This window comes from Acinetobacter kanungonis, from assembly GCF_009939195.1.
Classification (GTDB): domain Bacteria; phylum Pseudomonadota; class Gammaproteobacteria; order Pseudomonadales; family Moraxellaceae; genus Acinetobacter; species Acinetobacter kanungonis.
Genome location: NZ_JAACKC010000007.1, coordinates 33,568 through 58,361, shown reverse-complemented (window position 1 = coordinate 58,361; position 24,794 = coordinate 33,568). Strand labels below are relative to the sequence as shown.

Below are 24,794 nucleotides of genomic sequence, written 5' to 3'. Positions count from 1 at the left end.
TTATGCCTAAACGCGCAGGTTTTACTTTGGTGGAGCTTTTGGTGGCGATTGCAATTTTTGCAGTATTGTCTGCTTTGGGCTGGAAAGTTTTCGATTACCTGATCAAAGTTAAAGATCGGAATGCACAACATGAACAGAAATTGGCAAGTTTACAGCAAGCCTATCAACAGATATTAAAAGATACCATTCAGATTGCCCCTTTAACCTCAAATCTCAATGGTGAGGTTCAGCCTGCTTTAATCTTACAGAATGGTCGATTTACTTTTAATAAGGTAGGGGTGACAGATCCTTTATTGCAGGGGATTCCTTCTGAAGAGCGTGTTGAATATCAATATCAAGCGGATACACAGACCTTATATCGTTTACGTACGCGTGGTTTAAATACTGCCTCACAGACGCAGCCAGAATCTAGTGTTCTACTGGAAAATGTAGAGCAATTTCAGGTGGTCGTGCTGAATCCAAACGAAGCTTCCGCTTGGCCTGAGGCGTCGGGACAATCTGATGAGGCTTTGATAAAGAAACGTTTGCCTAAGGGAATAAAAATTAATTTAATGGTGAATGGTGTGGCCTATGAATGGATTTTTAGCTTGCTGAATACAGATTATTTAGACAAAAAACAAAATAGTTAAGCACTTCAGGTGTAGGTTGCAGTTCATGATGAGATGCTAAATGAAGAAACAAAAGGGTATCGCATTAATTACAATTTTGGTCATGGTGGCTTTGGCAACCATTCTTGCTGCAACAATTGCACAGCGCCAAAAGTTTACAGCGGAAAATACTGCATATTTGATGCGCCAAAATCAGTCGTTATGGTATGCCAAAAGTGCTGAAACATTTTTTTCTGAGTTGTTGGTGGAAGATGCAGAAAATGCAGGTGATGTCGATTATCTACAAGAAAACTGGGCGAAGCCTATGCCTGCATTCCCTGTTGAAGATGGTTATGTTACAGGTCAACTTTATGATGAATCAGGCAAGTTTAATCTAAACAGTCTTGTGGATGATTCAGGGCAAGTGAATGTCGCTGCGAAGGAGTGGTTTGAACGATTACTGACGAATGTCGGATTAAATGCACAATTGAGCGAAGCAGTGATTGATTGGCAGGATGCAGACAACGAAACCTTAGGTCCAATGGGCGCAGAAGAGAGTTATTATCAAGGCTTGAGAAATGCCTATTTGCCAGCAAATAGTAAATTTCATGCACTTGAAGAGCTTAAGATGGTACGTGGCTTTGAGGGTGAAAAATATTTACTGATTGCGCCTTATGTGAGTGCTATTGCAGTTCAAGATGCTAAAGTGAATATTAATACAGCGCCTGCAATTGTATTGGCGAGTTTAGCTGAAAGTTTGGATGTCGAAACAGTAGAGGCTGTATTGGAGCAAAGACAGCAGAATATGGAACATTTTTCCAATGTCGATGAATTGTGGAGTCTGGAGCCATTCTCTCAAGCCAAAAATGAAAATCAAACCGCTTTAAATGCATTACTGGGTGTGAAATCTATTTACTTTCAGGCCAAAATTGAGGTCATGTTGAGTGAAAGAAAGCGTCAATTTCAGACCTATTTGCTCAGAGAAGATAAAAAAGTGCATGTGCTTTATCGTTCGCTTGCACCTGAATAAGGCAATCAGAAAAGACCGATCGTGATAAATGGTAAATTTAATGCGCTTTAGTTCACTTTTGTTCTATAATTAGCATTATTTTATTGACGATTCATACCATTCAGACACATGTTAATTCGTAAGTTGTTTAAGTTCGAAAATGCGCATATTGTGCGAAACTGCACATCGGATCGCTGTAAGCGTTCGATTCATGGGCATAGTTATAAAGTTGAATTATTACTTAAAGCTTCGAAGTTGGATCATGGTCAAATGGTGTATGACTTTGGTTTGCTAAAAGGGCTTATCAAAGATATTTTTGACAGTTTTGATCATGCCATCTGTTTTTGGCAGCATGATGATCCTGAATATATTCAAGCGTGTCAAAAATTCAGTGCACGTTGGGTGGCATTACCTGTTTCACCGTCTGCAGAACAATTCTCGCGAATCTTTTTCTTCTTGGCTCAGCAAATACTCGCATCGACCGAAACACAAAATGGTGAAGGTGATGTAGAGGTCTATTCTGTGATTGTGCATGAAACAGACACAGGTTATGCACAAAGCTTTTTAGAAGATATTGAAAATGAGCAGATGGGTATTTTGTCTTTGGATGAGATTGTATTCTCAGAGCAGGTACAGTCGGAATGGACAGATCCACAGATGTATCAAAAGCTGAAGCAAGGTTTTAAATTCCAAAATCCAAGCGTGGATTTACAAGTAAAAATTTAATTTACAAATTAAGAAAGAATTTTAAGGGATTAGGAAATAAGCATGTCTTATACCGATCAACAACTACACAAGTTGGATAAAGTTCAGCTTGATGCCAGTTGGAAATATGGACTCAGTGATTTCTTGCTCAGCCCGCAAATGGATGAGTTAAGAGATTTTTTGGTGTCGGAAAAGCAAGCGCAGAAAGAAATCTATCCACCGAGCAGTCTGATTTTTAATGCGTTTAATACCACACCTTTAGAGCAAGTAAAGGTTGTGATTTTGGGTCAAGACCCGTATCACGGACCCAATCAGGCGCATGGTTTGAGTTTCTCTGTGCAAAAAGGGATTGCCTTGCCACCCTCCTTACGTAATATTTTTCATGAATTACATGCGGATATGGGTGTGGAGATTCCTCGACATGGTGACTTGACCCATTGGGCTGAACAAGGGGTGTTGTTATTAAACAGTGTGTTGACTGTAGAAGCGGGGCAACCGACTTCGCATCAAAAACGTGGTTGGGAAAATTTTACCGATCATGTGATTGATGTATTGAATGAACAGCGAGAACACATTGTATTTATTCTCTGGGGCGCCTATGCTCAACGTAAAGGACAAAGAATAGATCCAAACAGACACCTCATCTTAAAAGCAGCACATCCATCTCCTTTGGCTGCGAACCGTGGTGGTTTTTTTGGATGTAAGGTTTTTTCTAAAACAAATAATTATCTCAAACATAATGGCATTGAGCCGATAGATTGGCAGCTGGACGCATGACAAACTCTCCCGTATTAAAAAATTATCACCCAGACGTTCTTGTAGAAGAAGCGATTAATGGTTGGCGTATTGTCCGTTTAAATCGCCCTAAGTCGTTGCACGCTTTAGATGAATCGATTGTTACAGCCTTATTGGAAGTATTTCAGGACTTTCACCACGATGATCGTGTTAAGGCAATTTGGCTAGATTCAACCACACCAAAAGCTTTTTGTGCGGGTGGTGATGTACGTAAATTACGTCAATTGGTGATTAATTCTGAAGTTGATGCGGCAAATAAATTCTTTGAGCAAGAATATGCCTTAGATCTACTTTTACATAACTACGCTAAACCTGTATTGGTTTGGGGAGAGGGTTATGTGATGGGTGGTGGTCTAGGTTTGTTTATGGCAGCACCATTTCGTATGGTGACACCATACTCACGTTTGGCAATGCCGGAAATCAATATTGGTTTATATCCAGATGTGGGTGCAACCCGTTTCTTGGCTGATCGTGGTGCGATTGGCTTGTTTACAGGTTTGACTGGTTCAATCATGACAGCGGCAGGTGCTTATAGCATTGGTTGGGCAACGCATATCTGTGATGCGCATCGCGATAAAGTGTTGGATAAGCTGATTAATATTGATTGGGGGCATTACCCAGCGGGCGATTTCCGCGCGATTGATGACACTTTAAATAGTCTGCATCGTCCTGTAGGGCCTGGTCCATTACAAAATTCATTAGATGTCATTCAAAGTGTTTGCCGTGGTGTGAATTTCGAGCATGACTATGAGTCGATTATTGGCTTACGTGATGCGCGTAGTGATTGGTTGCGTCAAGCCAGCGAAAACTTGCAAAAAGGCTCTCCAGCAACGGCAGCATTAACTTGGTTGCTGTGGCAATGGGGTAAGCAGATCCATTCTTGGAATGAAGTGTTTGAGTTGGAAACACAAATTTCGGACTGGAAAATCCGTCATGCTGATTTTGTTGAAGGTGTGCGTGCACGTCTGGTGGATAAAGATTTGGCACCAGAATGGAGTGCGGGAACGGATATGTCTTTAAAAGGAATCTTATCTGCTAATCCACCTATAACAACCATTGAAAGCTGGAATCAGCTTCTAAAACAGTATGGTGTGATTGCCTAAAGCAATGTCCGAATTTGAAATTTATTCAGATGAATACTGGATGCAGCTTGCTTTTGAGCAGGCTGCATTGGCTGCTGCTGAACAGGAAATTCCTGTCGGTGCGGTATTGGTGAGTCAAAATCAAATTTTGGGTGTTGGGCATAATGCGCCCATTTCTCTGATGGACCCGACAGCACATGCTGAAATTCAGGCGATCCGTCAAGCCTGTCAAAACCTTCAAAACTATCGGCTTCCTGCCGATGCCGTTTTATATGTCACTTTAGAACCTTGTACCATGTGTGTAGGTGCTTTAATTCATGCACGTATTGCGCGTGTGGTCTTTGCAGCGACTGAGCCTAAGGCGGGTTCGTTGGTTAGTGCTCGAAAGTTATTAGAAACAGGTTACTACAATCATCAATTTGAAGTGCTTGGTGGGTGTCTAGAAGCACAGTGTTCTCAGCAATTGAGTGATTTCTTTAAAATGCGACGACTGCAAAAGAAAGAACAGAAAATACAACAAAAACTTGACGGTTTAAAATAATTGATCAAATTTCATGTAGAATTTGATGACAATAATAATTGTCAAATTGAGATGAATATATGAATTCGATTCAAGTACAAAAGAAATTTAATGCGCCTGTGCAGCAAGTCTTTGATTTATTAGCAAAGCACACAACTTATAATGTGGCATTTGCACCCATTCAGGTGGAGAGAGTGGTTGATTCGGCAGATCCTCAGCGTCCAGATGGTTTGGGTTCAGTCAGACGATTGGGTTTGGGACCTGTAAAGCCATTGAAGGAACAAATTACGCTAATGCAGGAAAATCAAAGAATTGAATATAAAATTATTCAAAACCCATTGATTAAACACCATCTTGGCATAATCGAATTTGAGGCATTAAATCCTGAGTCAACATTGGTGACTTATACGATTGAATTGCAGGCACGTGTTCCATTTGTCAATAAATTAATCCTTGCACAGCTTAAATCAGCGATTAAACTAGGCTTTTCTAAACTCGCAAAATCTGTATAAGGTAAAACGGAATAGCAATGACAGTAAATATTATTACCATCGATGGGCCAAGTGGTTCAGGTAAGGGCACTCTTGCGGCAAAGCTGGCAGGACATTACCAGTTCCATTTATTGGACTCAGGTGCTTTATACCGTTTATTGGGTTTGTCGTTGCATAAGCAAAACTTATTAGATGTGCTGGATCAGCAATTAGATCGTTGTGCTGAAATTGCAACAAATTTAGACATAAAATTCGTAACCACTCCAAATGAAACACAAATTTTATTAGAGGGTGAAGATGTCACTCAAACCATTCGAACAGAACGTGTAGGAGAATTCGCATCAAAAGTTGCAGCAATTCCTGTGCTTAGAACGGCATTGTTTGACCGTCAGCGTGCATTTGCACAAGCGCCAGGCTTGGTTGCGGATGGTCGAGATATGGCAACGGCGATTTTTCCAGAAGCGCAAGCGAAGATTTATTTAACTGCTTCAGCACAATCCCGAGCCGAGCGTCGGGTAAAACAGTTGCAGGGTATGGGGCTGGATGTTAAAATAAACGACATTTTAGCTAATATTGAAGCTCGCGACAAACGAGATATGGAACGCGAAGTCGCTCCACTCAAACCCGCAGCCGACGCTTTGATTATTGATAGCTCTGAATTAAACATTGATGAAGTGTTTAATCTGATGACTCAATATATCGATAAGCAATTAGCAAAGTAAAGAAATTTTTAGCGAAAGCATAGCTTGATCAGTTCATAACGGACTATGTAGACGCTTAACTAAAACGGCCTTGTCTGATCCAAGACCGCATACTTTATCGGGTATATCATGACCGAATCTTTTGCAGCCCTCTTTGAAGAAAGCGAATTAAACCTCAACGTTGAAAAGGGTGCTGTCATCCAAGGCGTTGTAGTAAGCATCGACTCTGACTGGGTAACTGTTGACACTGGCCTTAAATCTGAAGGTGTTGTTGACCGTGCTGAATTCTTAAACGAACAACGTGAACTTGAAGTTCAAGTTGGCGATACAGTTGATGTTGTTGTTGAAGCTCTTGACAACGGTATGGGCCAAACTGTTTTATCACGTGAAAAAGCGAAGCGTGCTGAAACTTGGACTAAACTTGAAAAAATCTTTGAAGATGGCGAAATCGTTACTGGTGTTATCTCTGGTAAAGTTAAAGGCGGTTTCACTGTTGACATCGGTCCAGTTCGTGCGTTCTTACCAGGTTCTTTGGTAGATACTCGTCCTATCCGTGACACGACTCACCTTGAAGGTAAAGAGTTAGAATTCAAAGTAATCAAACTTGATGCAAAACGTAACAACGTTGTTGTATCTCGTCGTGCTGTTATGGAAGCTGAATCTTCAGCTGACCGTGAAGCTCTTCTTGCTCAGCTTGAAGAAGGTCAAACAGTTACAGGTACTATCAAGAACCTTACTGACTACGGCGCATTCGTTGACCTTGGCGGTATCGATGGTCTTCTTCACATCACTGACATGGCTTGGAAACGCATCAAGCACCCATCAGAAGTTGTTGAAGTTGGTCAAGAAGTTACTGTTAAAGTACTTAAATTTGACAAAGAGCGTAACCGCGTATCTTTAGGTCTTAAGCAATTAGGCGAAGATCCATGGTTAGCGATCATGAGCCGTTACCCTAAAGGTTCTATCGTTAAAGCTCGCGTTACTAACTTAACTGACTACGGTTGCTTCGCTGAAATCGCTGAAGGCGTTGAAGGCTTAGTACACGTTTCAGAAATGGACCACACGAACAAAAACATCCACCCATCTAAAGTTGTTCAGATTGGTGATGAAGTTGACGTTATGGTTCTTGAAGTTGATGAAGAACGTCGTCGTATTTCTCTTGGTATCAAACAAACTCGTGCTAACCCATGGGAAGAGTTTGCTAAGAACCACGACAAAGGCGAGAAAGTTTCTGGTACGATCAAATCTATCACTGACTTCGGTATCTTCATTGGTTTACCAGGCGGTATCGATGGTCTAGTTCACTTGTCTGATATTTCTTGGAACGAACAAGGCGAAGAAGCTATCCGTCGTTACAAGAAAGGTGACACTGTTGAAGCGGTTATCTTGTCTGTAGACGCTGAAGGCAACCGTATCAGCCTTGGCATCAAGCAAATGAACAGCGATCCGTTCAACGATTTCTTAGCTGCTAACGAACGTGGTGCTTTGGTTAAAGGTACTGTAACTGCAGTTGACGCTAAAGGCGCTACTGTTAAGTTGGCTGACGAAGTAGAAGCTCAATTAAAAGCTTCTGAAATCAACCGTGACCGCGTTGAAGATGCAACTAAATTCTTAGAAGTTGGTCAAGAAGTAGAAGCAAAAATCATCAACGTTGATCGTAAATCTCGCTCTATCAACTTGTCGATCAAAGCGAAAGACGAAGCTGAAGAGAAAGAAGCTGTTGCTAACTTGAAGACTGCATCTGCATCTCAAGACAATGGTCCTAAGACTATTGGTGACTTGATCAAAGCTCAAATGAACCACTAAGTAGGTCGTATAAATTGTATTGTTAATGTAATTTAACTAATACTTTTTACACAAATACTGTAAACGGTAGCGTAGTATTTAATTATTGCGCTACCGTTTTGTATTTAAACAGGTTATTATCAGTTTAGGTACAAGTAGTACAAGTAGCTTGATAATTAAAGAGGTCGCAGATGACTACTGAAGCACTTAATAAGTCTGACTTAATTGAGCGTATTTCTCTAAAAAACCCGCATTTAGCGGAACCTTTAGTTGAAGAAGCAGTTAAGATCATGATTGATCAAATGATTGCAGCACTTTCGTCTGATAGTCGTATTGAAATTCGCGGGTTTGGTAGTTTTGCCTTACATCATCGTGAACCACGCATTGGTCGCAATCCTAAAACAGGAAAGTCTGTTGAAGTTGCTGCAAAGGCGGTTCCACATTTCAAACCTGGTAAAGCATTACGTGATGCGGTGAATGAAGCTATAAATCAATAATAATAAAAAGTGGGGTGTATATGCGTTATGTATTGGTCGCCATATTAATCATTCTATTTGGTTACTCGTTGGCTTTGGTTTTACAGAATGGTACTGAAGTCACGGTTGATTTGTTGTTTACACAAGTCCCTGCAATGCGTTTGGGTTTAGTTTTATTGCTGACTCTGGCATTGGGTGTGGTAGTAGGATTATTGCTTGGTGTGCAAGTATTCCGTGTGTTTCAAACAAGTTGGGAGATTAAGCGCTTACGTAAGGATATTGATCACCTACGCAAAGAACAAATTCAAGCTGCGCAATTGGCTGCTGCTGAGGCTGCTGCGAATGCAAGGCATGAAAAAACTGTATTTGATGTAACAAACGATAATAAAAGCCCATTATAATGGGCTTTCTTTTTGTCTGACTAAAGGTAAATTCTCTTGAGTATCATTGTTGCATTAGATGCTAAAAGCCAAATTGATGCGTTGCACATTGCAGAGCAGTTAGATCCTGCATTATGTCGAGTAAAAGTTGGTAAAGAGTTATTTACCCATGAAGGTCCAGCTGTTGTTAAAGCTTTGCATGCGGAAGGCTTTGAAGTTTTCTTGGATTTGAAATTTCATGACATTCCGAATACCACGGCTCAAGCAGTTTGCGCAGCAGCAGATTTGGGTGTATGGATGGTGAACGTGCATGCATCAGGTGGTCGTAAAATGATGGAAACCTGTGTAGCGCGTTTAAAAGCAGGTAATTATGCAACGCAACTGATCGCTGTGACTGTTTTAACCTCAATGGGTCGTGAAGACTTGCGTGATATTGGTTTAGATATTGAACCATTTGAACAGGTAAAACGTTTGGCACAGTTAACACAAGCGTCAGGTTTGGACGGTGTAGTGTGTTCTGCACAAGAAGCCAAGATGCTGCGTGATTTATTGGGACAAGATTTTGCGTTGGTAACTCCTGGCATTCGTCCAGAGGGTGCAAATGCAGATGATCAAAAACGTATTGTGACACCAAAACAAGCGATGTTAGATGGCTCTACACACCTGGTTATTGGGCGCCCAATCACGAAATCTGACAATCCACGCCAAACACTAAAAGATATATTGGCTACGCTTTGAGATGATGAATAATTGATTGAAAGCCTTTCGAATGAAGGGCTTTTTTTATGAATTGAATATTAAGAAGGTGAATAGGTGATAAATAAAAAATTATTTGAGCTTGATGGGGCTAGTGATGAAGAGCAGGTTGCTGAGTTGCAGAACACTTTAGAGGAAACGCTGTTAATTGAAGAAAAGAAAGAAGAGTCTTCTGCTGATTGGTCATCTGGAATTGATTTGTTGGATATTGGATCCGCTGTCATTGACGCAGTCGTAGATCTTGTTGGTCATATTGATATGGATTTGTAGTATGTCTGGCTCAATTTTATTTATTTCCCTTGGTATTAACTTATTAACATCAATACCAAGGGAGATTGTCTTGCTCTTAAAGTGCGGCAAGTACACTCACAGCGATGGGTGCCAGAATAGAGAGAATAAAACCACTCACCATTGCGTGTGGAATGAAGTCATTGCCACAAGCCTGTTTGACCATAGGTAATGATACATCCATGGCAGTTGCTGCGGCTGAGGCAATCGCAGAGCGGGGGTAACGCCAGCCAATACAATACATCAGAATAATCGCAATAATCTCTCGGAATAAATCATTAATTAACGCAATACTGCCAAGCGCAGGGCTTTTTAGTTCTGAAACTACAATGCCACTCATGGAATAGAACCCGTACCCTTGCGAGAGCATAATCAGGTCTTTGAGTTGAAGATGTTGAAGGAACATGCTGGCAATTAAAGCGCCGATAATTGAACCGATAATGCACCCAATTGGAACGAGCAGGATTTTCAAGTTTAACCAAGAACGATCTAAGGGGCTAAAGGCAAGATCCAGCCCAATTAAGAACATAAATGCGAGTAACAGATACCAAGTGTTTACTTGGATGGGTAAGCCATAGTTTTCGAAAAATTTGGCAAGTACGAAACCGACTGCTAAGGCTAAGCATGCATAGGAAATACTGATAAAAGATTTGAGTAAAAGGTCGAGCGAAATTTTACCTGAAGTGGGTTGAATCCCAATGAATTTATACAGTGCGAAACAGCATAAAAATGAACCTATAGTCGTCAGGAAAGCGAGTGTGGTTGCGCTGGTTAAAATCTGCGAAGAACCATGAATATCTTGTAATGCATGGGTGAATTCCATGCTAATGCCAATCAAGAGTAAGTAGGAAAAATAAGGTAAAACTTTAAAGCAAAACTGAACTAAGTAAATCGGTAGTTTTTTTGCGAATAGATAGCCTGCTGCGAGGCAAAGCAGGAGTTGTGAAATCAGGATCAGGGCTTGCATGGTAAGAATATTAATTTGCAGTTGCAGCATCATAACTTAACTGTGCCATCGTTGCAGCGACTTGTGCGTCAGATTGCATTTTTTGTTATGGAGAGATTAACTAGATTGGATACATATTTTTATACGATTGTAGTTTGATAGATTCGGCAATTTTCAAATGCACTAAATTGGGTTAAAAAATGGATTCACACCAATATTGTCACAAATATGAAAAGATCCATTCTCAGTCTTATGTATTTAATACAAGCGATGCGTAAAGCTGGGATTGATGTTGATCAGCAGTTACAAGGGATTGGCTTGAGTGTCGATGCGTTGGACCCTACCGCAATAATTCATCCGCGATTAGAACGTGATGTTTTAAAAGTATTGTCCGAGCAAGTTTCCACTGAGCAGGGTTTATATATTGGGCAGCATTATGCTTTGGCAGGATATGGTCCATTGTTGATGTTGTTGGTCACGAGCGACACGATTCGAACTGCTTTAGAACGAGTGATTGCATATCAGCCCTTAACCCATTTAACAGCAAAACTCAGTCTTAAGTTTCAAAATCATCAGGTTGCATTGTGTTATCAGGCAGATGATCTAGTAGATGAATTGAATATGTTTCGTGCGCAATCGGAATTGGCAGGGACTTATAAATTTATTCAAGAGCTATATAAAAAGATGAGGCTGATTGTGCCTCAGCTTAAGGTAGAGTTACCATTTGATCCACCTGAAGATCCTGACATTCTCGCAATGTATCAGGCCTACTATGGTTCGGATATTACGTTTTCACAACCTTATGCAGCGTTTTGGTTTGATGAGGCTGTACTGGATATTCATATTCTATCGGCAGATCAAATGACGTTTCGGATTTATGATTATAAGTGTCAAGCTGAAATGAAGCGTTTGGCACAGCAGTCTACCGTACCCGATTTGGTTGAGCGTGTTCAGGATTATCTGGATTTACAACAAGGTGCAATACCAACCATGGCGGAAACAGCACAAGCCTTGCATATTCCTGAGCGCACATTGAGGCATCAGTTACAACAGTTAAATAGCAGTTATAAGCAGATTAGAGAGCAATTGATTAAAGAAAAGGCATTGAGGTTGATTGAATATCAGGAGTACACCATTGAAATGATTGCTGAATTATTGGGTTATTCTGAACCAGCGGCATTTAACCATGCTTTTAAACGCTGGTTTGGACGTAGTCCTCGGCAATATTCCAAGTAGTACGGATACTCATGCCAAAGTTTTATTTATTGTTCCCTAATTTTCGTTATACTTTCGTCAGACCAAAATAGTAATCAAGATATGTCGGATTTAAATCTTCACAGCACTGCCTTTGCACCATTATCACCAGCTGAACGTTATGCGCAAGCCTTGGCTTCTGGGCAATTTATGCCTGATGAAGCGCAAGCACAAGCTGTACATGAGTTAGATCGCGTCTGGCAAGAACTGATTCAGCGCTACAAGGCATCAAAAAAAGCATTTCGTCGCTTTCGTCGTCAGACTTCTCCACAGGGTGTCTATATGTGGGGCGGTGTTGGTCGCGGTAAAACATGGTTGATGGATCAGTTTTATGACTCGATTCCATTCCGTCGTAAAACACGTATGCATTTCCATCACTTTATGCAATATGTGCATCGTGAGCTGAATAAATTATCTGGTCAGCGTAATCCTTTGGATGCAGTTGCGGATCAAATTTATAAAGAGTCTGTGATTATCTGTTTTGATGAGTTCTTTGTGACCAATGTTACCGATGCAATGATTCTGAGTGATTTATTCCAGAAATTGTTTAGTCGAGGTGTAACGCTGGTTGCGACATCAAACATTGCTCCAGATGGTTTATATAAGAATGGTATTCACCGTGACCGTTTTATCCCAACCATTGAGATGGTGAAGAAAAACTGTGTCATTTTGAATGTGGATGCAGGTGTGGATTACCGTTTGCGTGTATTAAAGCAAGCACAATTGTTTAAGCACCCATTAACGCATGATCATAAAGTTTGGATTGCTCAGCGTTTTACAGCATTAACACAAACACAGCATCAGTCACAAGAGCCGATTGTGATTAACAGTCGTTTGGTAGAAACCATTGGTCATACTGAAGATGTATTGTGGTGTGAATTTTCTGAGTTGTGTTTAAAGCCGCGTAGCCCTGCTGACTTTATTGAAATTGCGAATATCTATAATACAGTTTTGGTTAGTAATGTTCCGCATTTGACAGATTATCTCTCTGAGGGAACGCGTCGATTCATTTATTTGGTCGATGAGTTTTATGACCGTGGAGTCAAATTATTGCTGACTTCGGAAGATACGATCATTGATATTTATCAAGGTGAAAAGTTGGCATTTGAAATTGAGCGTACACGTTCACGCTTACTGGAAATGCAATCTGATGATTATTTGCATTCTGAACACCGACTGATTGAGAAATCTGCCAAAGATTTTAACGAATAAGCAAAGAAACGCCATTAAATGGCGTTTTTTTATGGGTGAAAGTATTGTATGTTAAATCAACATTTTTGCTTGTATATGGAAAATGCGTCAGATCAAACAAGAAATGAAAATAAGTAATTGGGATGAGTTTGATAGATGTTCTGAACTTAAGTCTAATTTCGACATTTCTAAAACTTAATAAACTGTAAATAGAGTATTCATGGAAGTAATAATACAAACTTATCAGCATTTTATTTGATGATGTCAATATTTATTTTCAAGAAAATGCTTACTATTTAGGAGTGTGATATTACTATTCAGCAAAGTATAAATCGGTATACTAGAATCTCTTGTTATAAAAAGTAGCAATATCAGGAAAGACAATGACTGTACGTATTCAAAAAGGTAAGTTAGCGATTGCTAAAGAACTTTACGATTTCATCGAGAATGAAGCTTTACCAGGTTCTGGTTTGGACAGCGAAACATACTGGAAAAACTTTGAGCAAGTCGTTGTCGATCTTAGCCCAAAAAATAAAGCGCTTTTGGCAAAGCGTGAAGATCTTCAGGCTAAAATTGATGAATGGCACCGCAACAACACATTTGAATTAGAAGCTTACAAAGCTTTCCTAAAAGAAATTGGCTACTTGGTACCAGAAGTAGAAGATTTCCAGATCAGCACAGAAAATGTTGATGAAGAAATTGCATTATTGGCAGGACCACAATTGGTTGTACCTGTACGTAATGCACGTTATTGCTTAAATGCGGCAAACGCACGTTGGGGTTCACTCTACGATGCACTTTACGGTTTTGATGTGATCTCTGAAGAAGGTGGCGCAGAAAAAGGTAAAGGCTACAACCCAGTACGTGGCGACAAAGTAATTGCATTTGCAAAGAATTTCTTAAATGAAACTTTCCCACTTGCACAGGGTTCGCATGCTGATGCAACACGTTATGCAGTGGAAAATAACAAATTGGTTGTAACCCTTAAAGATGGTTCTACAACTGGTTTAGCACATGAAGCACAATTCGTTGGCTTTAATGGTGAAGAAGCAAACCCTTCTGAAGTTGTTCTATTGAACAATGGTTTACATGTCATTATTGAAGTTGATGCAAACAGCCCAGTGGGCAAAACCGATGCTGCTGGGGTAAAAGACTTAGTGCTTGAAGCTGCAATCACCACCATTCAGGATTTAGAAGATTCTGTTGCTGCAGTTGATGCAGAAGAGAAAGTTGAAGGCTACCGTAACTGGCTAGGCTTAATGAAAGGTGATTTGCAAGAGTCTATCGAGAAAAATGGTAAAACTGTTACTCGTACATTAAACAAAGACCGTACAATTAAGAACCTAATTGGTGGTACTACGACATTGCATGGTCGTTCATTGATGCTTCTTCGTAACGTGGGTCATTTAATGACGAACCCTGCGGTACTTGTAGATGGCGAAGAGATTTTTGAAGGCATCATGGATGCATTGGTAACACCATTGCTTACCATTGCTGATATTCGTGGTCAAAACGAGAACAAAAACTCTCGTAAAGGTTCAATGTATATCGTTAAGCCGAAGATGCATGGTCCAGAAGAAGTTGCATTTGCAGTTGAACTTTTTGAGCGTGCAGAACAAGCGCTTGGTCTACCTGCGAAGTCTGTAAAAATCGGGATTATGGATGAAGAGCGTCGCACATCTGTAAACTTGAAGAACTGTATTGCTGCTGCTAAAGACCGCACAATCTTTATTAACACGGGCTTTATGGACCGTACTGGTGATGAAATCCATACTTCTATGGAAGCTGCACCAGTTGTTCGTAAAGAAGCTGTTAAAACTCAAAAATGGATTGCTGCTTATGAAAACCGTAACGTGGCAATTGGTTTAGAGTGTGGTTTGCAAGGTAAGGCGCAAATTGGTAAAGGCATGTGGCCGAAGCCAGACAGCATGAAAGACATGTTGGCGACTAAAGCGGCTCATCTAAATGCGGGTGCATCATGTGCTTGGGTACCATCTCCAACAGGTGCTGCACTACATGCAATGCATTACCATCAAGTGAATGTGAAAACGCGTCAAGATCAGTTGAAAACTGAAGAAATGCTTTCATTAGACGACTTGTTAACACCTCCTTTTGCTCCAGATACAAACTGGTCAGCTGAAGAAATTAACAATGAGCTTGAAAATAACTGTCAAGGAATCTTGGGTTATGTGGTTCGTTGGGTAGATTTAGGTGTGGGTTGTTCGAAAGTTCCAGATATCAATAACGTTGGTTTGATGGAAGACCGTGCAACATTGCGTATTTCTTCTCAACACGTTGCGAACTGGTTGCGTCACGGTATTGTAACGCGTGAACAGGTTGAAGAAGTATTGAAGCGTATGGCGAAGATTGTTGACGGTCAAAATGCTGATGATCCATTGTATACACCAATGGCAACAGACTTTGATAACAACATCGCTTTCCAAGCAGCTTCTGATCTTATTTTCAAAGGTGGTGTACAGCCTTCAGGTTATACAGAGCCATTGTTGCACGCTGCGCGTTTAAAATTAAAAGGTTACACTGGCGACTAAGTTAGCTGCCTTTGTTAAAAAGCCTCCTTATGGAGGCTTTTTTATTTGCGAGTTTGTCTAAGAATTTTGAGCAAGAATCCGCAAATGAAAATTAAAAGTTGAGATTTAAATGTAGATGGTCTTTAGATGTAGAAATAAAAACAGGTCTTTCAGTATGAAAGACCTGTTTTAAAAAGCATAAATATTATCGGTTTAAGTTATTGAAAATATGCTTCAAACTATCCATCATTTTTTCAATTTGAAGAGGGGTTAGGCCTTCAAAAGATTGTTCTAGGACTGCGCTGGTTAAGTCATTAATCTTGTGCGCCATTTCGTGTCCTTTCTCTGTGAGAATTACACGGGTAATGCGTGCATCATCTTCACATGAGTAGGTGTCGACCAAACCTTCGTCTTTAAGGCGATATACAATTTTAGTGGTTGTCGACATTTTGGAAACCACCATATCTGAAAGATCAGATACGCTCGCATTGGGTTTGGATTTTAAGGCAAGTAAGATACGACGACGAGAATTATCCAAGCCATACTTTTTGAGGACTTGATCGACCTTTTGTACGTGCTGCGAATAAACCTGTGTCACCCAGAAAAAAGGAAAGTTATCTAGGCTGAAGTCATCTGTCGTAGGTAAAAATTTCGCATACTTTTTAGTCATATGTGATTCCCGTCATTTATTTTTATATTGCTTAATTTTATGAGAATTATCTCATGATAAGCAATATAACTGTGATGAAATAGTCAATTAGAAATCAACAAGATGTGTATTTCTATTTAAATTTGACTAAATCGTGTTCCTTTAAGTGCGAATTTAAAATTAAAATAAGCACTGCTATGAGTTAAGTGATTCTTTTTGTGTGGATTAGCTGATGTGCAATTGCTCTATACTGCTTGTAGCATCAGGATCCTACACATGAATTCGGTTGGGATAGGCAATTTAATTTACTTGATTTGTTTAAAAAACGACCTGCAAATCCGTTCGGGTGTACATTTTAGTGGAAAAAAATCATTTGAAAACTCTCTTTATTAACTAGGTGATACCGATACGTCTCACATCAAAAATAAAAATTGACAGATGAATTATTTAAATATTTTTATATAACAATGTCTTATTGTAATGAGATCCCTATTTAAAATAATTAAAAATCATTTATGACTGCTCGGTTTTCTTGTTTTGTTAAAATCAATTCGCTCAATGTATTTGAATTGTATCTAAAGATCATATTTTAATCTTTTCTTAAAATCAAATGTAAATTTCTGATTTTGTAAAAAAATTAAAAAAAGTAATTACAAAACGGGGAGAGTGTGCATAATAAAACAATCTATTGTTGAAAAGAGGTTATACATGGATCCGTCGCCGTGCAGGTCTAGCTTATTGAAATCAAGCCTTGAGTTAATCGAGGTGAATAAATAATGGAATTCTTATTAGATCCTGGAATTTGGGTTGGTTTGCTTACCCTAATTGTATTAGAAATTGTTTTAGGTATTGATAACCTAGTCTTTATTGCCATTTTGGCAGATAAACTTCCACCAGAACAACGTGATAAAGCACGTGTTATTGGTCTTTCTCTTGCATTAATCATGCGTTTAGGACTATTGTCCGTAATCTCTTGGTTGGTTACTTTGACCAAACCACTGATCCAAATTGCCGATTTATCCTTCTCGGGGCGTGATTTGATTCTGCTCTTTGGTGGACTGTTCCTTGTGTATAAGGCTGTCACTGAATTGCATGAGAAAATGGAAGGCAAGCCAGAGATTAAATCCACTTCATCTGTTGTATATGCGGGCTTCTGGGCTGTTGTTGCGCAGATTATTGTATTGGATGCAGTTTTCTCACTAGATTCTGTCATTACCGCAATTGGTATGGTGGACAATATTTATGTGATGATGGCTGCGGTAACTATCGCAGTTATTGTGATGTTATTTGCATCTAAGCCATTAACCAGTTTTGTAAACCGTCATCCTACAGTGGTAATTCTGTGTTTGAGCTTCCTGTTATTAATCGGGATTAGCTTGATTGCTGAAGGTTTTGGATTCCATATTCCGAAAGGTTATATCTACTCGGGTATTGGTGTGGCCATCCTGATTGAAGCATTTAATCAGTACTCAAAACGTAATGTAGCGAAACATGAATCTAAGATTCCTTTGCGTCATCGTACTGCGGATTCCATCTTAAAACTCATGGGTGGTAAAGTAGAGTCATCGCAATTGGGTGCTGAGCAAATTGAAGCACATGAGGCATTTGCCGACGAAGAACGCTACATGATTGGTGGTGTTTTGACACTGGCCGAGCGTTCGGTTGCATCTATTATGACGCCGCGCAATCAAATCTCTTGGATTGATTTAAACGATACACCTGAAAAAATCCGTGAGCAGGTACTTGCGGTGCCACATAGTTTATTTCCAGTCTGCCGCGGTAGTTTGGATAAGGTGATTAGTGTGGTGCGTGCCAAAGAATTATTAGATGTGCTTGATGATGGTGAAGAAGCACTCAAGGCATTAATTAAGCGTCAACGTCCAATTTTCATTTTTGAGAAGATGAAAGTGATTGATGCGATTAATACCTTAAGAACGTCTAAGGGTTCATTGGTTCTTGTGACAGATGAATTTGCCAATGTGAAAGGCTTAATTTCACCACTCGATGTTTTTGAAGCGATTGCGGGTGAATTCCCAGACGCAGATGAACAGTTAGATCTGGTTAAAATTAACGATGAAACTTGGAAAGCTTCTGGCATGCTAGATTTGTATCAGTTAGAACTAGAGCTAGGTATGCTGGATTTAGTTGAAGATGATGCAGGTTATATGAGTGTTGCGGGTTTGCTTTTAGATAAAACCCAAGGCGATGTTCAAGTCGGTACAAAGTTGGACTATCAAGGTGTCCACTTCGAAGTAACGGAGCTGGAAGATAATCGCATTAAATATGTCACGATTATGTATCGCCATTAATTAAGTTTGTTAAAAAAGCCCGAAAGTTCGGGCTTTTTTATTGAATAAAAAGTCCATCAAGCCAGATTGGAGTGTGGCACAGCTTGATGGAGAAACTAGTTTCGTAGTTGCTGTTCAATTACATCCCAAAGGTTGCGATGTGATTTTCGGAACATCTGCATGTGTCCAATACTTTTATGTTGAAACTGTTGAGGTTTTAGTTCAATCATGGATGTTTTGGCGTTGGGGTAAAGTTTGAGTAGTGCTTGTACATTGGGCTGGGTGGCAATTTCATCATCAGATGCCCAAATTGCTGTAATAGGGCAAGTAATTTGATTGTGATAGTTCGGTAGTTGTTCTTTTTTCACAGCATGCATGACATAACCTTGTGTCCCACAAAACTCAGCCCATTGTTTGGCAACTTTTTTAGGCAGGTTCTCCCCCATACCAATCATTTTGGTAGCACCAAATCCTTTTAGCTTGCTGGAGATTGGGAAGAGTAAGTGGAACATGATTGGGGCGAGGAATTTAGTCTTACCTTTTAAGCCATGTATATGCCCTGTGGAGCCCGATACAGCAATCACTTTGGCAACCTTGGGGTAGTTTGGGGAAATGCCAAGTAGCTGCCCACCTGCACTATGACCCAGAAGAATGACTTGGGATGCTTTGGTTTGGTCTAATAGACAATCGATTGCAGCGGTAATATCGAGTTGTCCCCAATCGACAATACTGGCTTCAGATTGGTGCAATGGACCATGTAACGAGGCACCAATGCCCCTAAAGTCAAAGCTCATGACGCTATAGCCTATGCTACTCAGCCACTCGGCGTAGGAGTGATAAAATTCCTTAACAATACCTGTGGCGGGACAGATTAAGATGGGTAAGGTTTTGTCGGAATTCACTTGGCTTGGATAAAGCTTTGCACTTAATTTATAACCATCCGCGCAATGTATGTATAAGGATTTAACTTGAGTATCCATGAGTGAAGTTTCAATTACTATTTCACAATACTTTAGCTAAGTTCTAAAAAGAAACCTGTAAAAAATATGACTTACAAGTCAGATAAGCGTAGAAAATTCTTAAATAGGGTTGTTGAATGGTTGTGTATTTTTCTGTTGCTGTGAAGCTGGCGATTATTTTTAGTGGCTTGTTTTTATGGGTGGGCATGTTCACAGGGGTTTGGAAATACTGGCAGATCAGGAAATCACCACAAGCACGAGCGCATTATTATGTGGATATTGCGCATCGAAGTAGCTTGTTATATGCACCTGCAAGTTTAATTTTGGCGGTCTTGGCTGCATTTTCAGTCTGGCCAGCGTTGTGGAATTTGGTCTTTGTTTTACTGAACTTATTCTTTTTTAGTGCTTCAATTTTAAGTTATGTTCTGCATGGCTTTTTTAAAGATACGAATAATCAATTTAAAGAGCCACATCGGCTAGGAAAACGAATTTTGCCAAAAACTGTGATGACCTTGAGTATGTTCTTATTGCTGTTGAGTGAGTTATTTGCGACAGGAATGTTAATCTTGGGAACAGCGTTATATCTTTTTTAATAATTATAATTTGGATTTGAAGATGGATGAATAATCATCCATCTGTTTAATCGGTGGTCTTAGATTTCTTTTGGGCGCGGACTTTTTGGTCTATGGCGGCCCAACCATAAAAGGCGGCAGAAACAAAAAGCGCGTAGGCAAAATATTCGGCTTTTAGATGTCCTTGAATTAATCCATGAAATAGCAAAGTAAGCATCAAGGCCACGGTGGTGCTTAAATAGGTGACCATGTTTTTATTTGCCTTCAGAGCGTTAATGAAGACTTGCTTATTGAAATGTAATGATAACATCTCCATCCCTCCTATGAATTTGACTAAAACCTAAGTGTTTTAGTCGGATTGGTTAGTAATGTTGTACTTCGAATTTAGGGGTATTTCAATAGCTAATACCTTTATTTTGTCGAAAAACTATTACTTATATAAAAATTTATATGGGAAATTGTTTATTTTGTGAATAGTTCATATTTTATTCGGTAATACTAGCTTGCACATTTGTTGGGATACAAATGTTGAAAATATGAACTTCATCGCCTAACACCTAGCCTAATTCGATCTACGAAAAAACTTAATAGTGCTTAAGTCGAATAAAGCAAAAAGCAGACCAAATTATGGGAAATTCAAACGAGAGCTGTTGGAAGAGAGGTGCATGCAGGGCATGTTATTGCATGTCTGCGAAAAGTAAACAATAAAGGTAGATTTGGGTAAAATCGACATTTATTGGTCACATATAAAATCGAATTTGGGTAAAATTGGATTTTAATTACAAATCGAAAGATTATTTTCTAAATTTGTCGCAGATCATTGCAATAACTAAGACCAATAAAGATGGAATTAACCATGCAAGGTTTTGTTCATTTAAGGGTAAATGTTGAACAAATTCTGGTAAAAAAGCATTCAATTCTGCTGCTTTAAGACCTTCTAAAATACCAAAAAGAAAAGATACTGCTGTGACTGGTGCAATAACGGCTGGAGGATTTTTCCAGAATTTTGCAAAGAAGCTCAGCATAATCACCACAATTGCAGGCGGATAGATCGCACACAATACAGGGACAGAAACTGCAATCAGTTTAGTCAAGCCTAAGTTGGAGATCAGTAGAGAAAATCCAATTAGAACAAAGACTAAAATTTTATATGGTATCTTAGTTAATTCTGAGAAGTATTCTGCGCAAGCACAAGTCAGACCAATTGCAGTTACCATGCAGGCAAGGAAAATCATACCAGTAAGGAAGATTGAACCTAGATCGCCGAATGCATGTTGTACATAAGCATGCAAAATAATCGCACCATTAGCTGCATTTGGAGCAACTTCATGGCTTCCAAGACCGAGTTTAAATAGGCTGAGATAAACCAGCGTTAAGCCGACACCTGAAATTAGACCCGCAATCACAGCGTACTTGGTCACTAACTTTTTGTCGGTTACACCACGTGAATGGATCGCATGAATAATCACAATACCGAAAACTAGTGCGCCGAGCGTATCCATGGTGAGATAGCCATTCACAAAGCCTTCAGAAACGGGGCTGGCGACATAATTATTAATTGCAGGAGGGATGTAACCTGCTGGGATTAAAAATGCAGCAATACCGAGCACAGCAAGAGAAATGATCTTAATTGGTGCAAGGAAATGTCCAACCGTATCCAAGAGTTTATTTGGATAGAGTGAAATGAGCGTCACAATAGCAAAATAGATAACACTGTAAATAAACAGGCTATTTGCTGAAGTGCCAAAATAAGATGAGAAACCAATCTCATAAGAAACTGTTGCAGTACGTGGCGTAGCAAAGAGGGGTCCTACAGCCAAATAACAGACAACGGTTAAGATTAAGCTTGCTACTTTACCGAGTGGAGAACTCAAGAGTTGAATTGAGCCTTCAACGCGTGAAAGGGCAATAATCGTGATTACAGGTAGACCCACGGCAGTAACAAGGAAGCCTGCAGCTGCAAGCCATACGTGTTCACCGGCTTGTTGGGCAACAATTGGTGGAAAGATAATATTGCCTGCTCCAATGAACAGAGCAAAGGTCATAAAACCCAAGGCAATAATATCTCGAGTACGAAGATTCGTCATATCAGGAGATGCATTGACTAAAAACAGGCGATTCTAGTAGAAAAATAAGGACTTGGGAAAATTTTTTATATGTAATATGAATTTTTTTTATACAATCTTTTCTGTGTTTTATTTAATGGTCGAATTATATTGCTGAAAATGGATGAAAAAATGCTAAACAGTATGTTTAGAGATTTGTAAAAAAAATCATCGTGTATTGGGCTAATCGTTTAGATGTTTTGCCTTCAGCTTGTCTGAAGATTGAAGTGCTTAGGCTGAGTGGGTGCGTTAAGCAACATTTTTAAATGAAAAGGATTATAATGCCTGCATCATTTAAGAGGGTGAGGATATGCTGGCTTCTTCAGTAGTGATTAAAACTGAGCAAGATATTGAAAAACTACGTGTGTCTGGGCGTTTGGCTGCACAAGTTTTGGCAATGATTGGCGAGCATGTTAAGCCTGGTGTAAGTACAGAATATCTAGATGATATTTGCCATGATTATATTGTGAATACCTTAAATGTGACTCCTGCCAATATTGGTTATTATGGCTATACCAAAACCACCTGTATTTCTCCGAATGAAGTGGTTTGTCACGGAATTCCATCTGCAACCCGTATTTTAGAAGATGGGGACATTATTAATATTGATGTTGCAATCATTAAGGATGGTTATTTTGGTGATACCAGCCGAATGTACTATGTGGGGAGTGTGAAGCCAGAAGCCAAAAAGCTGGTAGATACAACCTATGAAGCTATGCTCGCGGGTATTCAAGCGGTGAAGCCTGATGCTACATTAGGTGATATTGGTTTTGCGATACAGTCTGTCGCGCAGCGTGAAGGCTTTAGTATTGTAAAAGATTACTGCGGACACGGCATTGGTAAGGTTTACCATGAACAACCTAGCGTTTTGCACTACGGTCAACCTGGTCAGGGCTTGAAGCTGAAGAAAGGTATGGTGTTTACCATTGAGCCGATGGTGAATATTGGTCGTGGATCGGTGAAAGAGTTAAGAGATGGTTGGACTGTAGTGACCGTAGATAAGTCACTTTCTGCTCAATGGGAACACATGGTTGCAGTAACCGAGACCGGCTTTGAACTGTTAACCCCATGGCCAGAAGGAACAGGTGATTATCCTGAAATCAAATGACGGCTGAGTGAAAGCTGGATTTAGACTTAAGTCTAAATTTTTGCCTTTTATGGTTTATTGATAGCTAATTTCTATTGAGATTCGATTGAAGGCAAATATTTTCAAGGTCGAGTGAATATTGGTCAGAAGAATTAATCGTTTTTTTATATTTGATGAAATTTTGCGCGATTCATATAATGCACTCCAAGATTCTAGCTGTAGTTTCTTATTTTGATTTTCAAGCTTATCCTCCTCGGATAAGCTTTTTTTTTGAGTATTATTACTTGTGACTGAGATGTTCCACTAAATAGTCGATGAATACCCGCACAGCAGGAAGTTGTCCACGACGTGATGGATAGACAGCATGGAATATCCCGTGTGGTGCTTTCCAGTCAGGTAAGACGCGAACCAGTTCACCTGTTTTGATGTAATCTTGCGCAATTGAATCAGGTAATAAAGCAATACCACAGTTCTGTCGCGCCAGTTGCGCCAGCATCATTAAATCAGAACCCATAACAACAGGATTGACTTTAATTTTCTTTTGATGATTTTGATTGTCGTGCACAGTAATCTGTTGATCAAGATGTTCATCCACCATGCTCAGAATATGGTGCTTCGCCAAATCTTCAGGTTGCTTCAGTTCACCAAATTCATTTAGATAGGCTTGGCTGGCAAATAAGTGTTGTTCAATCAGTTCAAATTTTCTTAAGATCAGGCTTGGATCATCATCAAGATTGGAGCGAACACGCAAAGCGATATCGATGCCTTCATTAATGACATCGACACGTCGGTTACTGACCAAGAGCTGTACTTTAATTTCTGGATATTTTTTTAAAAAGCCGGGCAAAACTTTAGTGATTTCATTTTGGGCAATCGAGACGGGTAAGCTGACTTTAATAACACCGCGTGGTTCAACACTTAAATGGTCGACTAAGTCATGAGCCGCTTGTGCGGCATTCATCATGACTTGTGCGTGACGGTAGACGTTCATGCCAATTTCTGTGACAGCAAAATGGCGTGAACTTCGCTGAATCAGTCGTACGCCCAGACGCTCTTCTAAATTGTAGACGCGACGACTCAGTTTGGATTTGGGGATGTCGGTTGCCCGTTCTGCAGCACTAAAACCGCCGTGTTCCACCACTAAAGCAAAGCAATAAAAATCATCTAAATCAGATAACATTTATAATTCCATTTATGCAACGATTTTTAAAATTTAGTGTTAATGTTGCATATTGTCAATTTTAAAACGTAGGTATTTCATGTAAATTTTCGATGGAATCCTTTAGACTGCAAACAAGAGATTACAGTTGAAATAAGATGTACCAACAAATCATTGAAATAGATTCAGCCGAAAGCAATATCTGCTGTCCAATTTGTCAGCATGCCGTTGTGGATTGGTCGGAAGAGCAATATATTCAGCCGTGTGAGCATACATTGTTTATTGCAATGGATTTGGGTTTTGAATTTGTGTCAGACCGTTTTGAACAGAAAATGTCGCGTTCAGTTGATGAAATTCATGACGATGAAACTGCCAATGTCTATGCTGAAATCATGAAGGTTGATTTTGAGCAAGCCATTTTGGTGCGTTCGGAATTAGGTGTGGAAAATATGTATCGCTATACAGGTTTTGCAGTCTAATT

General features: G+C 39.7%; 26 protein-coding genes. 20 read left to right on the top strand and 6 right to left on the bottom strand.

Features of this window, described 5'->3' with window-relative positions:
* Positions 1 to 2 precede the first annotated feature (2 nt).
* From GWK51_RS13300 to GWK51_RS13240, 13 genes are all read left to right on the top strand, one after another.
* The gene (locus GWK51_RS13300; RefSeq protein ID WP_171519184.1) at positions 3 to 629 is read left to right on the top strand and encodes a type II secretion system protein GspJ; all 627 of its coding nucleotides are present in this window, start codon (positions 3 to 5) and stop codon (positions 627 to 629) included.
* A gap of 40 nt (positions 630 to 669) precedes the next feature.
* The gene (gene gspK / locus GWK51_RS13295; protein WP_161934073.1) at positions 670 to 1,617 is read left to right on the top strand and encodes a type II secretion system minor pseudopilin GspK; all 948 of its coding nucleotides are present in this window, start codon (positions 670 to 672) and stop codon (positions 1,615 to 1,617) included.
* Positions 1,618 to 1,725: 108 nt separating this feature from the next.
* A complete protein-coding gene (locus GWK51_RS13290) occupies positions 1,726 to 2,322 on the top strand; it encodes a 6-pyruvoyl trahydropterin synthase family protein (protein ID WP_161934072.1) in 597 nt (198 codons plus the stop codon).
* 42 nt (positions 2,323 to 2,364) lie between these two features.
* Positions 2,365 to 3,078: a uracil-DNA glycosylase gene (ung, locus tag GWK51_RS13285; protein WP_161934071.1), complete on the top strand. Its 714-nt coding sequence runs from the start codon at positions 2,365 to 2,367 to the stop codon at positions 3,076 to 3,078.
* Complete coding sequence (locus tag GWK51_RS13280) at positions 3,075 to 4,199, top strand: enoyl-CoA hydratase/isomerase family protein (RefSeq protein ID WP_161934070.1); 1,125 nt, start codon at positions 3,075 to 3,077, stop codon at positions 4,197 to 4,199. Before ung ends, GWK51_RS13280 begins: the two co-directional genes overlap by 4 nt.
* Before the next feature lie 4 nt (positions 4,200 to 4,203).
* Positions 4,204 to 4,719, top strand: coding sequence for a tRNA adenosine(34) deaminase TadA (gene tadA / locus GWK51_RS13275; protein WP_161934069.1), 516 nt, complete (start codon positions 4,204 to 4,206; stop codon positions 4,717 to 4,719).
* A gap of 59 nt (positions 4,720 to 4,778) precedes the next feature.
* Entirely contained in the window at positions 4,779 to 5,210 is a 432-nt protein-coding gene (locus GWK51_RS13270) for an SRPBCC family protein (RefSeq protein ID WP_161934068.1), read from the top strand.
* Positions 5,211 to 5,227: 17 nt separating this feature from the next.
* Positions 5,228 to 5,911 (top strand): (d)CMP kinase, encoded by a 684-nt coding sequence (gene cmk / locus GWK51_RS13265; protein ID WP_161934067.1) that lies wholly within the window; start codon positions 5,228 to 5,230, stop codon positions 5,909 to 5,911.
* A gap of 108 nt (positions 5,912 to 6,019) precedes the next feature.
* The gene (gene rpsA, locus GWK51_RS13260) at positions 6,020 to 7,696 is read left to right on the top strand and encodes a 30S ribosomal protein S1 (RefSeq protein ID WP_016167693.1); all 1,677 of its coding nucleotides are present in this window, start codon (positions 6,020 to 6,022) and stop codon (positions 7,694 to 7,696) included.
* Positions 7,697 to 7,866: 170 nt separating this feature from the next.
* A complete protein-coding gene (locus GWK51_RS13255; protein ID WP_100242426.1) occupies positions 7,867 to 8,172 on the top strand; it encodes an integration host factor subunit beta in 306 nt (101 codons plus the stop codon).
* A gap of 20 nt (positions 8,173 to 8,192) precedes the next feature.
* The gene (locus GWK51_RS13250; protein WP_044740024.1) at positions 8,193 to 8,552 is read left to right on the top strand and encodes a lipopolysaccharide assembly protein LapA domain-containing protein; all 360 of its coding nucleotides are present in this window, start codon (positions 8,193 to 8,195) and stop codon (positions 8,550 to 8,552) included.
* 36 nt (positions 8,553 to 8,588) lie between these two features.
* On the top strand, positions 8,589 to 9,269 hold the full coding sequence (gene pyrF / locus GWK51_RS13245) for an orotidine-5'-phosphate decarboxylase (protein WP_161934066.1): 681 nt from the start codon (positions 8,589 to 8,591) through the stop codon (positions 9,267 to 9,269).
* 75 nt (positions 9,270 to 9,344) lie between these two features.
* Complete coding sequence (locus GWK51_RS13240; RefSeq protein ID WP_161934065.1) at positions 9,345 to 9,557, top strand: hypothetical protein; 213 nt, start codon at positions 9,345 to 9,347, stop codon at positions 9,555 to 9,557.
* Between the two features lie 76 nt (positions 9,558 to 9,633).
* Here GWK51_RS13240 and GWK51_RS13235 read toward each other — a convergent pair whose 3' ends face one another.
* Positions 9,634 to 10,542, bottom strand: a complete 909-nt coding sequence (locus GWK51_RS13235) for a lysine exporter LysO family protein (protein WP_161934138.1) — start codon at positions 10,540 to 10,542, stop codon at positions 9,634 to 9,636.
* Between the two features lie 207 nt (positions 10,543 to 10,749).
* On the opposite strand from GWK51_RS13235, the gene GWK51_RS13230 reads away from it, so the two are divergent.
* From GWK51_RS13230 to GWK51_RS13220, 3 genes are all read left to right on the top strand, one after another.
* A complete protein-coding gene (locus GWK51_RS13230; protein ID WP_161934064.1) occupies positions 10,750 to 11,757 on the top strand; it encodes an AraC family transcriptional regulator in 1,008 nt (335 codons plus the stop codon).
* Positions 11,758 to 11,838: 81 nt separating this feature from the next.
* Entirely contained in the window at positions 11,839 to 12,987 is a 1,149-nt protein-coding gene (gene zapE / locus GWK51_RS13225) for a cell division protein ZapE (RefSeq protein WP_142768914.1), read from the top strand.
* A 362-nt stretch (positions 12,988 to 13,349) separates the two neighbouring features.
* Positions 13,350 to 15,515, top strand: coding sequence for a malate synthase G (locus GWK51_RS13220; protein WP_161934063.1), 2,166 nt, complete (start codon positions 13,350 to 13,352; stop codon positions 15,513 to 15,515).
* 184 nt (positions 15,516 to 15,699) lie between these two features.
* Here the strand turns inward: GWK51_RS13220 and GWK51_RS13215 are convergent, their stop codons facing one another.
* Entirely contained in the window at positions 15,700 to 16,164 is a 465-nt protein-coding gene (locus tag GWK51_RS13215) for a MarR family winged helix-turn-helix transcriptional regulator (RefSeq protein WP_142768912.1), read from the bottom strand.
* Positions 16,165 to 16,919: 755 nt separating this feature from the next.
* Here GWK51_RS13215 and GWK51_RS13210 point away from each other — a divergent pair.
* Positions 16,920 to 18,452, top strand: coding sequence for a TerC family protein (locus GWK51_RS13210; protein ID WP_100242434.1), 1,533 nt, complete (start codon positions 16,920 to 16,922; stop codon positions 18,450 to 18,452).
* 95 nt (positions 18,453 to 18,547) lie between these two features.
* Here the strand turns inward: GWK51_RS13210 and GWK51_RS13205 are convergent, their stop codons facing one another.
* Positions 18,548 to 19,411, bottom strand: a complete 864-nt coding sequence (locus tag GWK51_RS13205; RefSeq protein WP_161934062.1) for an alpha/beta hydrolase family protein — start codon at positions 19,409 to 19,411, stop codon at positions 18,548 to 18,550.
* Positions 19,412 to 19,527: 116 nt separating this feature from the next.
* On the opposite strand from GWK51_RS13205, the gene GWK51_RS13200 reads away from it, so the two are divergent.
* Entirely contained in the window at positions 19,528 to 19,983 is a 456-nt protein-coding gene (locus GWK51_RS13200) for a hypothetical protein (protein ID WP_161934061.1), read from the top strand.
* Between the two features lie 46 nt (positions 19,984 to 20,029).
* On the opposite strand, the gene GWK51_RS13195 is transcribed toward GWK51_RS13200, so the two are convergent.
* The gene (locus tag GWK51_RS13195) at positions 20,030 to 20,272 is read right to left on the bottom strand and encodes a hypothetical protein (protein WP_100242437.1); all 243 of its coding nucleotides are present in this window, start codon (positions 20,270 to 20,272) and stop codon (positions 20,030 to 20,032) included.
* A 484-nt stretch (positions 20,273 to 20,756) separates the two neighbouring features.
* Positions 20,757 to 22,049, bottom strand: a complete 1,293-nt coding sequence (brnQ, locus tag GWK51_RS13190; RefSeq protein WP_142768908.1) for a branched-chain amino acid transport system II carrier protein — start codon at positions 22,047 to 22,049, stop codon at positions 20,757 to 20,759.
* A gap of 328 nt (positions 22,050 to 22,377) precedes the next feature.
* Between brnQ and map the strand changes: the two genes are divergently transcribed.
* Entirely contained in the window at positions 22,378 to 23,175 is a 798-nt protein-coding gene (gene map, locus GWK51_RS13185; protein WP_100242439.1) for a type I methionyl aminopeptidase, read from the top strand.
* Positions 23,176 to 23,434: 259 nt separating this feature from the next.
* Here map and GWK51_RS13180 read toward each other — a convergent pair whose 3' ends face one another.
* The gene (locus tag GWK51_RS13180) at positions 23,435 to 24,334 is read right to left on the bottom strand and encodes a LysR family transcriptional regulator (protein WP_100242440.1); all 900 of its coding nucleotides are present in this window, start codon (positions 24,332 to 24,334) and stop codon (positions 23,435 to 23,437) included.
* 137 nt (positions 24,335 to 24,471) lie between these two features.
* On the opposite strand from GWK51_RS13180, the gene GWK51_RS13175 reads away from it, so the two are divergent.
* Positions 24,472 to 24,792: a hypothetical protein gene (locus tag GWK51_RS13175; RefSeq protein WP_161934060.1), complete on the top strand. Its 321-nt coding sequence runs from the start codon at positions 24,472 to 24,474 to the stop codon at positions 24,790 to 24,792.
* Positions 24,793 to 24,794 lie beyond the last annotated feature (2 nt).

Bases quoted from the DNA above. Each gene is read 5' to 3' on its own strand.
- GWK51_RS13300 (WP_171519184.1), top strand. From the start codon at position 3: ATGCCTAAACGCGCAGGTTTTACTTTGGTGGAGCTTTTGGTGGCGATT.
- gspK (WP_161934073.1), top strand. From the start codon at position 670: ATGAAGAAACAAAAGGGTATCGCATTAATTACAATTTTGGTCATGGTG.
- GWK51_RS13290 (WP_161934072.1), top strand. From the start codon at position 1,726: ATGTTAATTCGTAAGTTGTTTAAGTTCGAAAATGCGCATATTGTGCGA.
- ung (WP_161934071.1), top strand. From the start codon at position 2,365: ATGTCTTATACCGATCAACAACTACACAAGTTGGATAAAGTTCAGCTT.
- GWK51_RS13280 (WP_161934070.1), top strand. From the start codon at position 3,075: ATGACAAACTCTCCCGTATTAAAAAATTATCACCCAGACGTTCTTGTA.
- tadA (WP_161934069.1), top strand. From the start codon at position 4,204: ATGTCCGAATTTGAAATTTATTCAGATGAATACTGGATGCAGCTTGCT.
- GWK51_RS13270 (WP_161934068.1), top strand. From the start codon at position 4,779: ATGAATTCGATTCAAGTACAAAAGAAATTTAATGCGCCTGTGCAGCAA.
- cmk (WP_161934067.1), top strand. From the start codon at position 5,228: ATGACAGTAAATATTATTACCATCGATGGGCCAAGTGGTTCAGGTAAG.
- rpsA (WP_016167693.1), top strand. From the start codon at position 6,020: ATGACCGAATCTTTTGCAGCCCTCTTTGAAGAAAGCGAATTAAACCTC.
- GWK51_RS13255 (WP_100242426.1), top strand. From the start codon at position 7,867: ATGACTACTGAAGCACTTAATAAGTCTGACTTAATTGAGCGTATTTCT.
- GWK51_RS13250 (WP_044740024.1), top strand. From the start codon at position 8,193: ATGCGTTATGTATTGGTCGCCATATTAATCATTCTATTTGGTTACTCG.
- GWK51_RS13235 (WP_161934138.1), bottom strand. From the start codon at position 10,542: ATGCAAGCCCTGATCCTGATTTCACAACTCCTGCTTTGCCTCGCAGCA.
- GWK51_RS13230 (WP_161934064.1), top strand. From the start codon at position 10,750: ATGAAAAGATCCATTCTCAGTCTTATGTATTTAATACAAGCGATGCGT.
- zapE (WP_142768914.1), top strand. From the start codon at position 11,839: ATGTCGGATTTAAATCTTCACAGCACTGCCTTTGCACCATTATCACCA.
- GWK51_RS13220 (WP_161934063.1), top strand. From the start codon at position 13,350: ATGACTGTACGTATTCAAAAAGGTAAGTTAGCGATTGCTAAAGAACTT.
- GWK51_RS13215 (WP_142768912.1), bottom strand. From the start codon at position 16,164: ATGACTAAAAAGTATGCGAAATTTTTACCTACGACAGATGACTTCAGC.
- GWK51_RS13210 (WP_100242434.1), top strand. From the start codon at position 16,920: ATGGAATTCTTATTAGATCCTGGAATTTGGGTTGGTTTGCTTACCCTA.
- GWK51_RS13205 (WP_161934062.1), bottom strand. From the start codon at position 19,411: ATGGATACTCAAGTTAAATCCTTATACATACATTGCGCGGATGGTTAT.
- GWK51_RS13200 (WP_161934061.1), top strand. From the start codon at position 19,528: ATGGTTGTGTATTTTTCTGTTGCTGTGAAGCTGGCGATTATTTTTAGT.
- GWK51_RS13195 (WP_100242437.1), bottom strand. From the start codon at position 20,272: ATGTTATCATTACATTTCAATAAGCAAGTCTTCATTAACGCTCTGAAG.
- brnQ (WP_142768908.1), bottom strand. From the start codon at position 22,049: ATGACGAATCTTCGTACTCGAGATATTATTGCCTTGGGTTTTATGACC.
- map (WP_100242439.1), top strand. From the start codon at position 22,378: ATGCTGGCTTCTTCAGTAGTGATTAAAACTGAGCAAGATATTGAAAAA.
- GWK51_RS13180 (WP_100242440.1), bottom strand. From the start codon at position 24,334: ATGTTATCTGATTTAGATGATTTTTATTGCTTTGCTTTAGTGGTGGAA.
- GWK51_RS13175 (WP_161934060.1), top strand. From the start codon at position 24,472: ATGTACCAACAAATCATTGAAATAGATTCAGCCGAAAGCAATATCTGC.